The sequence below is a fragment of the Exiguobacterium sp. s101 genome (genome assembly GCF_018617835.1).
Lineage (GTDB): Bacteria > Bacillota > Bacilli > Exiguobacteriales > Exiguobacteriaceae > Exiguobacterium > Exiguobacterium marinum.
Genome location: NZ_JACSKX010000015.1, coordinates 26295 through 41085, shown reverse-complemented (window position 1 = coordinate 41085; position 14791 = coordinate 26295). Strand labels below are relative to the sequence as shown.

The window sequence follows — 14791 nt, the reverse complement described above, 5'->3', positions numbered from 1 at the left end:
CTTTCTCCCCCTCTCTACACTTACTTGTAGTCTAACAAATGAGAGTCGTTATGACGGTTTATCCGTCTTCGGATTTTGTTTCAAGAACTGTTCGAACAGTGAGCCGAACTCTTGATTCAACAACTGCTCAATCGTTTTCGAAGAATCCATTGCGTTTCGATAAGCGATTTCATTGATGGCCAGACCAATTGCCCATGTGATGCCTGATGCGACGGTCGCGTTAATGACGCCGGCCGCCATATTCGCCCCAGGAAAAAATTTCATTACATTTAACAGAAGAGTCTTCGATAACGTTCGACCGATTTGTGGAATGATTGTGCTTCCGATGAGTGTCTTCAGTAAATCGTCACTCGCTTTCACACCCCAATAGCGGAATAAATGAACGCTCATTGTCACCTGGATAGGTGTCAACGCCACCGCATCTGCAAATGGAAGTGGTACTGCAGCAGCTGTTCCCGCGCTCGCCACATAACCTGAAATGATGCGATTCGCCTTTTTACGCTTTAGCTTAAGCATCGCCTCACTTTCTGCCTGAATTTCCATCAGGAGTCCTTCCTGCAAGGATGCATCTAACTGTTCGACCGACCAAACAATCAATCGCTCCCAATCTACATGTTGTCGCAACGCTTCGTTGTTTATGATTTCTCGGGCGATACTCACTTGGAAGATGGATTCCTCTACTACTATTCCATTCAGTTCATTTCGTAGTGCTGTCAGTTCATCCAGGTCTACTTGATCAATTTGAGTAAATAAGACAGCCACAGCCGTTGATTCATTTAGGCGACGAATGAGCGTTTTATCGAGAGGTGTGACGCGCTTCGTTGCGGCATTGATGGTATACCACACGAGATGAATTCGATCAGACGCTTCCTTTCGTCTATTATTCTCCACAAAACCGATGACTTCTTCCTCGTAATGTTGCTGTCGCGCACTTCCGATTTCATACCCTTCGCTGTCAAACAAGGTGACCGCAATGTCATCATTTTTATATTGATGAATCCCTCTTGTGACCGGTTCTCCGGCAGCCACGTTCGTCAAATCACGTCCAAACACATAGTTCACGACCGAACTCTTTCCCGCTCCCGTCGCTCCAGCAATGAGGATATTTGGTTTTTTCACATTTCCACGCAGTCGTTCAAGTTCTGCCTTTAAATCATAATCCTTAAAATCAAACCGCTTCGTCGATTCCATTCTCATTTCCCCCTTTATGAGTTAAGCGTTTGTCCCAGCTGGCGCATCTCGCGCTCAAAACCACGTCGAATCTCTTCTTCAATCGTTTGTCTGACGGATGCATATTGCTGCTCGATGGCTTTTTTAATGCCTCGTTCTGCCGTTCGACGCTTGAATGCCCAGTAAATGAAGTGCACTCCAGGAACCATACCGAGGACCATCTTTCGCACCGTCTTTCCGAACGAATAGTCAAATCCGAGTTCGACTCGCCTTGTCTTGAATAGTTGATTTGCCTGTTCACCGACTAACGGGTACCGTTGCATGAGTTGGATGTAATGACGTACCCCTTCTGCCATCGCATCTTCCGTTGTCAGGGCAGCCTGTTCGAGCGTTTTTTCTAAGTCTTTCTCGATGTTACGCGCTTTCCAGCTGATCATCGCTTGTGGCGTCAGCATGCGAATTTTTTCCGCCGAAGTGATGCTGCGTATTCGCCAATCCTCTAACTCTTCCACCAAATGATTCGTTAGATTGATTGGAAGCTTTCGTTCGATGTCTCTCCAAAGGTTCGTCCGATTACGCTTCCACACCTCTTCATATCCGCTCACCGGGATGCGCTTTCCCGTCAGTAACGTTTTCTCGACACTGTTCACCCGGATGATGTTCTCTTCTTCAATCGGAAGTTCACGCAGCAACACTTGTTCCATCGCCGAGGCTTTCTGTACACTCATCGGATCTTCTTCATTGAAGTTGGTTAAAATGAGAGTGACGTTGCTACCTCGTGCATATAGCGGTTTTAAAATCGACTCGAGCTCGTATGCCTCGACTCGTCCCGACTGTACCGACAGCAAATAGTAAATCGTATGAAACCACTCTGCGATATCGAGCGCCCCTTCGCGCTCATGGACGATAGATAATATTGCTTGGTGCCACTCCTCGGAACGGTCTGCCTCAAGCCCCCATGTATCAAAGAACCGAAACAAGATGCCCCGCTCTAAGTCGTAATACTCGTACTCATGAAGTCCTTCTGAGGTGACCGGACTTCCGGCCCTCGATTCAGCGACGTCGTGTCCGTATATATAGTTAATGAACGCACTCTTTCCAACGCCGGTCTTTCCGGCAATCAAAATATTCGAGACGAGCCCTGTCCGATCCATACGCTACCTCCCCATACGTTGTATAGTTCAATTATACCGAACGGACCGATTTCAAACGTCCATCGAAAGGATGATTCTCATGCTTCACCATGTCGAACTGTACGTATCAAACCTAAATGACAGTGTACGTGCTTGGGAATGGCTTCTATGTGACCAACTCGGATACACGCTCTATCAATCTTGGCCGGAAGGTCGAAGCTATCGTTTCGGCGATACATATCTCGTATTCGTACAGACGGAAGAAGACCATCTCACTCCGTCCTATCACCGAAAAAAGACCGGTCTCAATCATTTGGCGTTTCATGCTACCTCACTCACACAACTAGAAGATATTCGTCAACAGCTGACGTCACACGGCTTCCAAGAGCTTTACGGAGACCGCTTTCCTCATGCAGGTGGTCCGGACTATACAGCGCTGTTTTTCGAAGACCCAGATCGCATCAAAGTTGAACTCGTGGCAACGATGTGAACGGTTTCGTGAGAACTTATTGAAAGTTTGTGAAAACAATTGCAAACTATACGTCGACCTCCTAGACTGAAAGGGTCTAAAGGAGGTCTTCTTATGGAAAAGCAAGTCATCGATTATATGGAAGAAGCCGCATTTAAAAAATCATCGTTGCTTCAGCATTCATTTTCTAAATATGTGTTACGGTCGATTATCGCCGGATTTTTAATTGGCATTGGAGTTGTCTTCTCATTCACAGTCGGAAACATGTTCATCGATGTCCCCGGAACGATGCTCATTGCCGGTGCTAGTTTCTCGGTGGCACTCGTCTTCATCGTTTGGATGGGTGGAGAACTATTTACGAGTAATACGATGTATCTCTACACAGGGGCAAAACGGGGACGTGTCGCCTGGTTAGACTTAGCGAAAATATGGGGAATCAGTTGGATCGGCAACTTGATTGGCGCCGTCATTTTATCTCTTCTCGTCATCGGAGCTCACAGTATGGGCGAGGTAACGGGTGATCATTTGCTCGCTGTCGTCGCGGCGAAAAAAATCGGCGGAGATGCCCTTGCGATTTTCCTAAAAGGGATTTTGTGTAACATTCTCGTTTGTCTGGCTATCTTTATGCCACTAAAAACAAATAATGACGTCGCAAAAATCATGCTAACGATGATTCCAGTCGTCGTATTTTTTGCTGCCGGGTTCGAACACTCGATTGCGAACATGGGTGTCTTCGCACTTGCGCTTCACTATGTGCCGTCAGAACTCATCAACTTCAGTGGCGCCCTTTACAATCTATTCTTCGCCACACTCGGTAACATTGTCGGGGGTGCGTTGTTCGTGGCCGGAAGTTACTTGTATTTAAATAAAACTGAAATGGAACAAGCCGTCAAGCCAATCCGTCAACGTGCATAAAAAGACAGGGACCCCAATTAGCAGGGTCCCTGTTTGTTGCGTGATGCATTATGATTTTGAAGCGTCAGCAGCGGCTGTTTGAACAGAACCTTGTGCCACCTCGTCTTCTTCGACGTCCCAGCACTCTGTGTTTTCGATACCGAGTTTACGAGCTGAGAAGCGTGGGTTGAGACCTTGAGCACGTTGCTCTTCGTAGTCTTTAAGAACTTTGAAGGCAACACCACCAAGCAATGTGATGGCTGTGATGTTGATCAATGTCATTCCTGCCATGAAGAGATCAGAGAGGCTCCAAACGAATCCGAGGCTCGCAACCGCTCCGATGAAGACGAATGCCATTGTCGCAAGACGGAATCCAAGGACTGCACCTTTACTCTTCTTGATGAATTCGATGTTCGTTTCACCGTAGTAGTAGCTTCCTGCAATCGAGCTGAATGCGAACAAGAAGACACTGATGGCGATAAATGCCGGGGCGAGTGCTCCGATTTGTTCAGTCAAGGCATTTTGAAGGAGGACAATCCCTTCACCATTCCCTGAAGCGTAGCTATCTGAGAGAAGAATGATGGCTGCAGTTGCTGTACAAACAATCAACGTATCCAAGAATACACCGAGTGATTGAAGGAAACCTTGCTTCGCAGGGTGTGATACTTCAGCTGCTGCTGCAGCGTTCGGCGCAGAACCCATACCAGCTTCGTTCGAGAAGAGTCCACGACGAACACCCATAGAAATCGCAGCACCGATTGAACCACCGACTGCTTCGTCTAAACCGAATGCACTTTGGAAGATCATCGCGAAGACGGCTGGGAGTTCAGCAAAGTTGACAACAACAACGTAGAGCGCGATTACAAGGTACAACACGGCCATGACCGGTACGACGATTGCCGAGAAGTTAGCGACACGTTGTACTCCACCGAAGATGACGAGACCAGTAAGAACAACCAAGATTGCTCCACCGATGACTGCATCGACACCGAATGCGTTATCGAATGCTGCAGCGATCGTGTTCGATTGAACAGAGTTGAAGATGAGGCCAAATGTGACGGCGATGAGAACCGCAAATACGATTCCTAGTGCACGGTTATTCAAACCTTTTTCGATGTAGTACGCTGGGCCACCGCGATAAGCGACATCGTCTTTCACTTTGTATACTTGAGCCAGTGTACTTTCAATTATAGCTGTGGCGCCACCGAGAAGGGCGACAATCCACATCCAGAAGACCGCTCCCGGTCCACCGAGTGTGACGGCTACCGTGACCCCTGCAAGGTTACCTGTACCGATTCGAGTCGCAGCACCGATAAAAAATGATTTCATTGGTGTGATACTCTTGCCATCTTTTGATAGTGTCACGTCCGACTTATCCGTGACCGCACGGAACATTTCTTTTAAATACCGGAACTGCATAAATCGTGTTTTGACTGTGAAATAAATCCCGGCTCCAACGAGTACGGCGATCAATACGTACGACCATAAGATGTTGTTCAAAAAGTCGACGCTTCCTTGTAGCAAACCTTGAATCGCTTCCATGAATAAGTTCCTCCCTGTTGTGTGAATCTGAAGTTGAGATTTTTTATGATGTCTTAGTTCTGAATTATACAAATATTCTGAAAATTATCAACAATTTTTTTATAGGTTACTTCACTGTTTTTTCACATCAATGAATCATGATTCCTTATACAAACTCATTTAAAGCGCTTACAATAATAATGTTTAGAAATATTAAATCATGATTGTTTTTGATGACCATGAAACGAATATTCAAAAAAAACAGCCACTCTTTTCGAGTAGCTGTCGTCTTAAATACCAGTACGTTTCTTCTGGTTATTTGGTTTTTTCGTCAATTGACTCGTTAATGGTTTTTGTTTCGTACCATGTAAACCTGTCGGAACCTTTGTCTGGTTCTGTTTCTTTTCTGCTAGCTTTTGTTTCATCGCCTCTTGAAAAGATAATTTTTTCTCACTCATCTTACTCACCTCCAGCTTCGATCACTTTCACACGACCGACCTGTCCATCGCTCAAACGCACTTTGATTCCGTGCGGATGACGTGGCGAGTTCGTCAATATATCCTGAACGACGCCTTTCGTCAGCTTTCCGCTTCGTTGATCTTGTTTCAAAACGATTTGGACATGGAGCCCTGGGCGAATGTCAGCACGTTTCGTTCCATCCATACCCGACACCCCTTTCCATTTAGTCAATCTCTATCATATGCTTTTTTCCCGTATTTGTCACAGTCTATCCCATATACCGATTTGTCGCATCGTTTCCGTCATGTGACTTTGATCGGTCTGTAGTGTCTTCTCGGGAAGCGGATGATGGAATTGCAAGCTGACTCCTCGATGCGAAAAGATGACGTTGATGATCGTATTTCCATCGATATCATGGAGCGTCGCCGTTCCTTGAAGGGAATAGAAGGCCGAGGCGAACGCCTCTCCAAAATCGAGATACGTTGTCACAGTGGTTACAACACGTTGCTCATCCATCATCAAGTTTACTTGTTCGCGGCTCGCGCTTATGATGACGACTCGTGCTACCTCGTTCCCATTTGAAAATTCAATCGTATGCATCCTCATCTCACCTCACATTCAATAGAGGTACCCTCCTCAGAAGGTACCTCTCTATCATAAACGATATAGACGGGCTGCGAATGGTCGCAACATAAATGTCTCGGTCTCAATCGTCTCCGGATCAATTTCATTCGTCATGACGAGCGTAGCGCCCGCTATTTCTGGAATTGTCACTTCTGCCGGGTTGGCAGTCAAGTTGACGACCACGAAAAATCGATTGTTCTCAAAAGAACGTTCATAGACGAAGGCTTGCTTGTGCTCTGGCAAGACGTCACGATAACGACCATACGTAAACGTCTCTTCGGCTCGGCGAAGTCGAATCATCTCCTTGTAGAATGATAGGATTGAGTGTTGATCGTGTTGCTGCGCCTCGACGTTAAGCGTCTCATACTCTTCATGAATCGGCATCCATGGTGTTTTCGTCGAGAAACCAGCATGAGGCGACGCATCCCATTGAATCGGTGTTCGCACGTTGTCACGTGAGGTCCCCCATACTTGTTGCATCGAATCGATTTCACTCATCCCGTTCGCAATCCGTTCGAAATACTCATTTTTTGTCGCGACATCATCATAGTCATGAATGGACGGGAGGGGCACATTCCTCATCCCAATCTCTTGTCCTTGATAGATGAATGGTGTGCCGTGCATAAAGAAATACATCATCCCAAGAGCCGTGGCACTCTCACGCCAGTAATGTTGCTCATCCCCAACGAGCGAGACCGCTCGCACCATATCATGATTTTCAATGTATAGTGCGTTCCAACCGGTTTCGAGTAAACCTTGTTGCCATTTATCAAAGATTCGTTTCAACTCGACGACATCGAGCGGGGCAAGACGTGACCGTCGCATAATATCGACATGGTCAAAATGAAACGCCATATTCATCGCGCCATTTTCCGGTCCCATCCAAAGATCCGCTGCTTCCGGTTCAATCCCGTTCGTTTCACCAACGGTCATAATATCGTATTTCGAGAAAGTCTCCCGCTTCATCTCTTGAAGGTAGTCATGGATTCCATCGATATTCGAATACATCGAGAACGCCGTGACGACCGGTTTGCCGTCCGGAGATGGAAGCATCGTCCCCGTCGGCATCTTTTTAATGTGACTGATTGCATCGACACGGAATCCGTCGACGCCTTTATCGAGCCACCAATTGATCATATCGTAAACAGCCGTTCGTACTTCACGATTCTCCCAGTTCAAATCAGGTTGCTTCTTCGAGAAGACGTGTAAGTAATATTGATCAGTCTCTGTATCGTATTCCCAGGCAGAGCCGCCAAAGATACTCGCCCAGTTGCTCGGTGGTGCACCTTCTTTACCATCTCGCCAAATGTACCAATCCCGTTTCGGATTGTCTTTCGAACTTTTCGACTCTAGGAACCATGGATGTTCGTCCGACGTATGGTTGACGACGAGGTCGAGCAACAGCTTCATCCCACGCGCATGTACAGCCTTTAGCAAGGCGTCGAAATCTTCCATCGTCCCGAACTCTTCCATAATATCTTGGTAATCACTAATATCGTATCCGTTGTCATCGTTCGGCGATTTATACATCGGACAAATCCAGATGACATCAATCCCAAGGTTTTCTAAGTAATCAAGCTTTTCAATGATTCCACGAAGGTCTCCAATCCCATCCCCGTTCGAATCTTTGAAACTTCGTGGATAGATTTGATAGGCAATCGCCTCTTTCCACCATACACGACTTATTTTTGTTTGTTTCGTTTGGCTGAACAACGTCTCCATACGGCACCGTGCCTCCTACAATAAGGTATGATTCACATCTACCATAGCACTAGTGCAAGCGTTTGCAAAGAATCAGTCCATAAAAAAATGCAGTTTTTACACTGCATTTTGATGATGCGCCCCCACTTGTTCACAGAAGGCCGTGATGAGCTTCGATAAGTGTTTCCAATCATGGTCCATCGTCGCGACGTGATATGAGTTTGGAAGCACGGCGTATTCTTTTGTTCCTTGTAGCTGATCAAACAACCAGATGGAGTCGGAAGGTGGAACCACGTTGTCGACAGCTGAATGAATCACATATGTCGGCACATCCACCGATTCGACGTGAGGTCGCACCTCGTCAATCAGCGAAAGCAATTCTCGGATTGCTCTTGTCGGCACGCGGTCATAGACAATCTCATATACGTCTTCTGCTAAGATGTCGGGCGCGTCTTCGTCGATGAATCGACACTCGGTATCCGACGCATGGCACGCATATCCCGGTACGGACAGTGCGGCATTGATTGTTACGACTGCGTCTGCTTTTCTTCCAAGAGCTGCTTTGAGTGCCAACGTTCCACCCATTGACTGACCGACAACGATGACAGTCTGACAAGATTCACGCAATCGCTCAATTCCTTCGATCACACTCTTATACCAGCATCGATGCGTTGAACATCGAAAATCTTCCGGGTCTGTCCCATGCCCTTTCAAACGTGGTGCGTAAACAGTAAACCCTTGTTTCATCAGTTCAATCCCGACATCTTGCACACTTTGAGGTGTCCCGTTGAAGCCATGACAAAGTAAAATTCCAATCTCGTTTCCTTCATAATAAAATGCGCCTGCTCCAGGAATAACTGGATAAACGGTTTCTTTCATTTCTTCCTCCTCTTAATACCCACTTAACCGATACAATTAATTCGTATTAGAAGAGTGTAAATTTTATCGAAGCAATCGTCAAGTTCTTCAGGTTTCATTTACCTTGTCATCAAAATGTAATCATAACTTCGTATTTAGTAGATTGAGTTCTGACGTCTGCTTGGTTATGTTTAACATGTAGTTAAAAACTTGGGAAATGAACGTGTTAATTTTGACAATACACGAATATTTTTCAAGAAATTTGTCACAAGAGAAGTAATGTAAGCGCTATCACGTCGTTTTTTCGAAAAAGGGGGACGAATATTCACCATTAATCAACGACACGAATTGGGGAAATCGGATTAGACCATTACATCTAAGGGAGACTTACACATGGGGAAACCAACACAATCATTTAAGACAGTCACTGGCCTTGCCTTATCAGCAGGACTCATCGTCAGCAGCATGACGCCGATCGCGGCAAACGTACACGCCGAAACGTTGAACGCTTCAGACCTCTTCATTTCAGAATATGTTGAAGGATCAAGTAATAACAAGGCAATCGAGTTATTTAACGGAACGAACGCGACAATTGACCTTTCTGCTTACAAGATTGAATTGTATTCAAACGGAGGCACGACTGCCGGAAACACATTGAATTTAACAGGCACACTCGCACCGGGAGCTACATATGTCATCGTGAACGGCAGTGCATCGGACGCGTTGAAAGAAAAATCGAACACGGTGAGCGCCGTGACGAACTTCAATGGGGATGACACAATCATCTTGAAAAAAGGAGACACTATTCTCGATGTCTTTGGTCAACTCGGTTTCGACCCGGGGACAAAATGGGGAACGATCGTTGCGACTGCCGATCAGTCGCTCATTCGTAAAGATACGGTGACGCGTGGAGACAGTGAAGGCAGCGACACGTTCGACCCGTCTATCGAATGGATATCGACACCACAAGACACGTTCGATAACCTCGGGTTACATACGTTCCAAGGTGTCGAGTACGGAGATGGTGGCACGACTGAACCGCCTGCACCAATCACACCGATTTCAATTGCTGACGCGCGGACAAAAGCAGAAAACGAGACGGTCACGGTAAAAGGAATCGTCACGGCTAAATTAGCAAACACGATCTCCATCCAAGACGCGACGGGAGGTCTGTCTATCCGTCCAACGTCACTTGCGGTCAATGTCGGGGATGAGGTTGTCGTCACAGGGGTCGTCGGTTCATATCGTGAACTACTTCAATTGAACAGTGCCGTCGTCGTCTCCAAACAGGAATCGACGCTTCCTGTTGCACAAGTAGTGACAGGTGAACAAATCAACGAAAACGTCGAATCAGAACTCGTCACCGTCAAAAATGTCACGCTCACAGGTAGCGGTCAGAACTTGACGGCAACAGATGGGACAAAAGAGTTCATCGTTCGTGACGAGCGAAGCATCCTCGACTTGCAGACAGACGTGAACTATTCATCGATTACAGGAATCGTCCAGCAATTTGATAACATGTACCAAATCATCCCTCGTGACCCAGCAGATACAGTCATCGATACGTCTGTTCTTCGCCCTGCCGTCGCAAAACCAGGTGCCGGTACGTTCGTCGGACCACAAGACGTCACGCTCTCGACAACGACAGCAGACGCCGAGATTTTCTATACGCTCGACGGATCTGATCCGAAAGAGAATGGTCTTCGTTACGAAAATCCAATCCGCATCGAAAACTCGATGACATTGAAGACGGTCGTGAAAACGGAAGATGCGTTCAGTGCCATCTCGACATTCTCTTACAAGATTACAGACAAAATTCGCATTCACGACATCCAAGGTGCGAACCATACCGCTCCGATGAACGGACAGACGGTTGAAGGTGTCGAAGGAATCGTCACGTCTACGTTCGTGTCAAGTGGAACGACCTATTACTTCATCCAAACGCCTGACACGGAAGCCGATAATGATGCACGCACATCTGAAGGGATTGTCCTTTACGGCGGACGTTCAATTGCTGGTATTCAAGTCGGTGACCTCGTTAAAGTGAACGGAAAAGTGAGCGAGTACGCGATTGAAGGATACAGCGACCGTCAACAGACAGATATGAAGATGACACAAATCGATACGCGTAACGGAAAAGTTGAAGTTCTCGAGAGCGGTGTAACACTTCCTACCCCGATCACGATTGACGCTTCAAATCTCCCAACCGAGTATATCGACAGTGATAATCTCGCCGTCTTCAACCCGGAGAAGGACGCAATCGATTTCTGGGAGAGCCTTGAAGGGATGCGCGTTCAAACGAACAATTTGAAGTCGGTCGGACCGCAGGAGTACGGTGATTTAGTGACTGTTCTCGAAGATACGCCAACGGAGACATACAATGGCGGCATCTTATTGAAAAAGAACGACGCGAATCCAGAACGCATTCAGTTCCGTCTCGAACCGAACGCAGAAGCACGTGACTTTGATGTCGCGACAGGCGACCGTTTCAACGGACCAATTGTCGGTGTCGTCGGCTATTCATTCGGTAACTATAAGATTCAAGCTTCACTTGAGGATATGAAGGCTACATTCGTCAAAGGGGATGCGCAGCGTGAGAAGACGTTCATCAAGGCAGAGGAAGATCAATTAACGATTGCATCGTATAACTTAGAAAACTTCTCGAACAACATCAAAGAAACATCAGATGAGAAGGCACTCAAATTGGCGAAAGCGTTCGTCAATGAATTGAACAGCCCTGACATCATCGGCGTGACAGAAGTACAAGACAACGACGGACAGGACAAAGGGGCAGGTTCTGCCGCTGATCAAAGTTATCAACGCTTGATTGACAACATTGTTGCTGTCGGCGGGAAGACATACAAGTACGCAAACATCGACCCAGAGAACAACCAGGATGGTGGCGCACCGGATGCCAACATCCGCGTCGGCTTCTTATACGACCCTGAGCGCGTGTCATTGACTGACGGAATTCCTGCCGGTGATGCGACGACGGCAGTCGGATACGCTGACGGGAAATTGACGCACAACCCGGGACGGATCGACCCAACGAACGAAGCGTTCGATCGCTCACGTAAACCGTTGGCGGCTCAATTCGACTTCCAAGGCGAGAACGTCATCGTCATCGCGAACCACTGGAACTCAAAAGGCGGCGATACTGGGTTCTTCGGTTCACAACAGCCGGTCGTACTCGGAAGTGAAGTGCAACGTAAGAAAATTGCACAAGTCGTCCACAACTTCGTGTCGGACGTGAAGACGAAGAACCCAGAAGTAAACGTTGTTGCACTTGGAGACTTCAACGACTTCGAATTCTCGGATGCACTTCAAATCTTCAAAGGTGACTTAATGACGAACATGGTCGAGAAAGTCCCGGCTGTCGACCGTTACTCTTATGTGTATCAAGGGAATTCGCAAGTACTCGACCATATCCTCGTGTCGAACCGCTTAGCGAACTCTACGAAGATCGACATGATTCACGTCAACGCAGACTTCACAGAGATGTCAGGACGTGCGAGTGACCACGATCCAGTCCTTGCACAAATCGACTTCACACCGGAACCAGAAGTGGAATTGACGCGTTATACCGTGGAAAACCATAAAGCTGCACGTCTCGTCCTTCAAGAGGATTATATCGGTGTGACGATCGGAAAAGGTACAAACTTCAAAAATGGGATCTTCGTTCGTGGTATATACACGGAATTGACTGGTGACGCTTTAAAAAACATCGTCGTTCAAGTGAAACCAAAAGAAGCTGGTGCCACTATCGACTTCAAAGATGCAACAGTGAAGGAAGTCATCGTTGACGGGAAAAACCTTGCTGAGATTCATGGTGCGAAGAACGTCCAACGCATCACGTATACGAAAGGTGCCTCTCCTTCATCAATCATTATCAAGAAATGACATCTTGAACCGCAGACAAGACACATTGTCTGCGGTTTTTTAGGTTTTGCCTTTTCTGAAGCGGGGATAAAAAGGAAGAAGCTGAATCGTGGAGGAGAAATTATGGAACTGTATAACGGAGAACTGTATTGGCCAACAACTGAATCAGATAACGTCGTATTGCAACAACCTGAAAAAAAGGAACGCTACGACGTGCTCGTCATTGGAGCTGGCATGTCCGGGACATTGACGGCCTATACGCTACAACAGGACGGTGTCGATTTTGCGGTGATTGATGCGCGCAAAGTCGGGACAGGAAGCACATCAGCAAATACCGGGTTAATTCAATATTCAAATGACATCATGTTACATGAACTCGCAGAAAAAATTGGAGAGGCGGCAGCTGTTCGCTTTTATCAATTGTGTCTCGATGCGGTCGAATCGCTCGACCAGGTGGCAAAAGATGTCGGTGCATCCGATATATATATTCGACGGGACAGTCTTTGTTTTGCGAGTGATGAGACCGATGTTGCCAAATTGAAACGTGAGTATGAAATGCTGTCAAAGTACGGTTTTGACGTGGAATGGTTGGATCGTGAGACATTACGCGAACGCTTCCCATTCGAAAAACCGGCGGCCCTTATCACCAAAGGCGATGCCGAGGTCAATCCGCTCACGCTAAGCCGTCAAATCATTCGCCATTTATCAAGACGACACGTCCCAATTTTTGAAGAAACATCGGTGGATGAGGTCGTGTCCGACGGTGACGGATGGGTCGTTTTCACCTCAAACGGGACATTCAAAGCGAATAAAGTTATTTTTGCGACGGGTTATGGGCCAGCCCCCCTACTCGATTCCCATCGAATCGATTTAAATCGGTCATACGCCATCGCCACGAATCCGATCGCTGAGTTCAGTGATTGGGAAGGACGTGCCCTCATTTGGGAAACGAAACGCCCGTATCTCTATTTACGTACGACTCCCGATGGTCGGATTATCGCTGGCGGTCTCGATGAAGACAAAGCGGAGACGCCTCACGACGAGACGCTCATGAATGATCGGGCTGAACGGGTGAAAGAAAAAATAGCTGAGCTCTTCCCGATGTATGACCTTGAAATCGATTATGCCTGGGTCGCCTTATTTGGAGAATCAGTGGACCAGCTCCCGTTCATCGGAGAGCACCCGAATCAACCGAACTTGTTTTACTTACTTGGATATGGGGGAAATGGGACGGTGTACAGCATGCTCGGCTCTCGTATTTTAAGTGCCCTCGTTCGCGGTCAGTCGCATCCCGATGCGGACCTCGTTCGTCTAGATCGAACATAATCCCCGACATCTCGGGGATTGTTACATATTGAAGGAGTGTTTTTTGGTTGAAGAAAAAAAGAAAAGCAAATTGGGTATATCAACTCCGGCGTCTCGCCGTGTTTCTCGTCCCGCTCGGCTTGGCCGTCTGGTTCTGGCCGCAGGAGTCGACACCCACCACACAATTGAAGTCTGAACAAGCCTTTATTTCCGAGGAAATATACACGATTGAAGAACGTACACCCATTGAAGAAGACGGCGTCACTCGATATGAATATGATGTCGTGGTATATGGGGAACGGAGTACGGATGAGCTTCAATCAATCAGTCATGACGTCATCGATGACGTACAACAGTCTGATCAGTTTCAGGCCGCCTTGCTACGATTTTATGATGATGCCGCGTATATCGGGACGGAACCCCCACTCGGTGAAGCCGTATTCGCTCCGGAAGGTGATTACGCGCTTGCCGATTGGGTGAAACCCGGTCAAATAGACGACATGATATTCGGCTGGCAACTTCGGGAAAAAGAATGGACGACCAAATTGACCGACAAAGAGATACAGATTTGGAGGTCATGGCAAGACCAGTTTACGGAGCAGAATCTTGATGACCCCGATGCGAAAGCGAAAGTGACGCGTGTCATTGCCACGGAATACGAACTCGATCCTAAAGCGGTACAACAAATCGTATTGAAACAACATGTATGGGCCGCATTATGAATAATCTTAACTTTGTGTGAAATCTCTCTTTTTTTGAAAAAGAGGGATTTTTTTAT

Annotated in this window: 13 protein-coding genes; 5 read left to right on the top strand and 8 right to left on the bottom strand. The window is 47.0% G+C overall.

Features of this window, described 5'->3' with window-relative positions; translation table 11 throughout:
- Positions 1–48: 48 nt before the first annotated feature.
- Positions 49–1191 (bottom strand): YcjF family protein, encoded by a 1143-nt coding sequence (locus tag KNO76_RS12000; protein ID WP_214879002.1) that lies wholly within the window; start codon positions 1189–1191, stop codon positions 49–51.
- 14 nt (positions 1192–1205) lie between these two features.
- A complete protein-coding gene (locus KNO76_RS11995) occupies positions 1206–2324 on the bottom strand; it encodes a GTPase (protein ID WP_214703589.1) in 1119 nt (372 codons plus the stop codon).
- 79 nt (positions 2325–2403) lie between these two features.
- Between KNO76_RS11995 and KNO76_RS11990 the strand changes: the two genes are divergently transcribed.
- Positions 2404–2793, top strand: coding sequence for a VOC family protein (locus KNO76_RS11990; RefSeq protein ID WP_214703588.1), 390 nt, complete (start codon positions 2404–2406; stop codon positions 2791–2793).
- Positions 2794–2886: 93 nt separating this feature from the next.
- Positions 2887–3687, top strand: a complete 801-nt coding sequence (locus KNO76_RS11985) for a formate/nitrite transporter family protein (protein WP_026824654.1) — start codon at positions 2887–2889, stop codon at positions 3685–3687.
- 48 nt (positions 3688–3735) lie between these two features.
- Here the strand turns inward: KNO76_RS11985 and KNO76_RS11980 are convergent, their stop codons facing one another.
- The 6 genes from KNO76_RS11980 to KNO76_RS11955 form a co-directional block, all read right to left on the bottom strand.
- Positions 3736–5208 (bottom strand): alanine/glycine:cation symporter family protein, encoded by a 1473-nt coding sequence (locus KNO76_RS11980; protein WP_214885707.1) that lies wholly within the window; start codon positions 5206–5208, stop codon positions 3736–3738.
- Positions 5209–5477: 269 nt separating this feature from the next.
- On the bottom strand, positions 5478–5645 hold the full coding sequence (locus KNO76_RS11975) for a hypothetical protein (protein WP_015880321.1): 168 nt from the start codon (positions 5643–5645) through the stop codon (positions 5478–5480).
- A gap of 1 nt (position 5646) precedes the next feature.
- Positions 5647–5850 carry a YwbE family protein gene (locus KNO76_RS11970; RefSeq protein WP_015880320.1) on the bottom strand — a complete coding sequence of 68 codons (204 nt, stop codon included), beginning with the start codon at positions 5848–5850 and terminating at the stop codon, positions 5647–5649.
- A gap of 57 nt (positions 5851–5907) precedes the next feature.
- Positions 5908–6246: a hypothetical protein gene (locus KNO76_RS11965; protein ID WP_214885706.1), complete on the bottom strand. Its 339-nt coding sequence runs from the start codon at positions 6244–6246 to the stop codon at positions 5908–5910.
- A gap of 54 nt (positions 6247–6300) precedes the next feature.
- Positions 6301–7956 carry a glycoside hydrolase family 13 protein gene (locus KNO76_RS11960; protein WP_214885714.1) on the bottom strand — a complete coding sequence of 552 codons (1656 nt, stop codon included), beginning with the start codon at positions 7954–7956 and terminating at the stop codon, positions 6301–6303.
- A 132-nt stretch (positions 7957–8088) separates the two neighbouring features.
- Positions 8089–8850 carry an alpha/beta hydrolase gene (locus KNO76_RS11955; protein WP_214703586.1) on the bottom strand — a complete coding sequence of 254 codons (762 nt, stop codon included), beginning with the start codon at positions 8848–8850 and terminating at the stop codon, positions 8089–8091.
- A 372-nt stretch (positions 8851–9222) separates the two neighbouring features.
- On the opposite strand from KNO76_RS11955, the gene KNO76_RS11950 reads away from it, so the two are divergent.
- From KNO76_RS11950 to KNO76_RS11940, 3 genes are all read left to right on the top strand, one after another.
- Positions 9223–12729: a lamin tail domain-containing protein gene (locus tag KNO76_RS11950; protein WP_214885705.1), complete on the top strand. Its 3507-nt coding sequence runs from the start codon at positions 9223–9225 to the stop codon at positions 12727–12729.
- 102 nt (positions 12730–12831) lie between these two features.
- Entirely contained in the window at positions 12832–14034 is a 1203-nt protein-coding gene (locus KNO76_RS11945; protein ID WP_214885703.1) for an NAD(P)/FAD-dependent oxidoreductase, read from the top strand.
- Positions 14035–14081: 47 nt separating this feature from the next.
- Complete coding sequence (locus tag KNO76_RS11940; RefSeq protein WP_214885701.1) at positions 14082–14735, top strand: hypothetical protein; 654 nt, start codon at positions 14082–14084, stop codon at positions 14733–14735.
- Positions 14736–14791 lie beyond the last annotated feature (56 nt).